The following is an 856-nucleotide window of genomic DNA, read 5'->3' as shown; positions in this document are numbered from 1 at the left end:
GCGAGTTCGGTATCAAACTGGCCTGGAACGCCTGGAACAACGCACCGCGCTACCGCGTCCAGTTCTCCACGAAGCCCGACATGTCCGGCGCCACCTACTACCGCTACACCACCACCGCCGCTGACATCCGTGGACTCACCCCCAACACCACCTACTACTTCCGGGTCTCCGCCATCACCGCCGACGGAACCGCCAGCCTCAGCCCCTACTCCACCGCCATCACCGCCAAAACCACCGCCGCCGCCCCCACATCGACGCCCGCACCGACCGGCCTGAAATTCACCGAGCAGAGCGAGTTCGGTATCAAACTGGCCTGGAACGCCTGGAACAACGCACCGCGCTACCGCGTCCAGTTCTCCACGAAGCCCGACATGTCCGGCGCCACCTACTACCGCTACACCACCACCGCCGCTGACATCCGTGGACTCACCCCCAACACCACCTACTACTTCCGGGTCTCCGCCATCACCGCCGACGGAACCGCCAGCCTCAGCCCCTACTCCACCGCCATCACCGCCAAAACCACCGCCGCCGCCCCCACATCGACGCCCGCACCGACCGGCCTGAAATTCACCGAGCAGAGCGAGTTCGGTATCAAACTGGCCTGGAACGCCTGGAACAACGCACCGCGCTACCGCGTCCAATTCTCCACGAAGCCCGACATGTCCGGCGCCACCTACTACCGCTACACCACCACCGCCGCTGACATCCGTGGACTCACCCCCAACACCACCTACTACTTCCGGGTCTCCGCCATCACCGCCGACGGAACCGCCAGCCTCAGCCCCTACTCCACCGCCATCACCGCCAAAACCACCGCCGCCGCCCCCACATCGACGCCCGCACCGACCGGCCT

The 856-nt window shown here is 65.9% G+C and carries 1 protein-coding gene; it reads left to right on the top strand.

The window, feature by feature from the left end; genetic code table 11:
- Positions 1 to 856 (top strand): fibronectin type III domain-containing protein (locus FJV46_RS15725; RefSeq protein ID WP_193557398.1); only part of this gene is annotated, 856 nt, incomplete at both ends.

Source organism: Arthrobacter agilis, assembly GCF_006494655.1.
Lineage (GTDB): Bacteria > Actinomycetota > Actinomycetes > Actinomycetales > Micrococcaceae > Arthrobacter_D > Arthrobacter_D agilis.
This window is presented reverse-complemented; position numbering and strand designations above follow the sequence as displayed.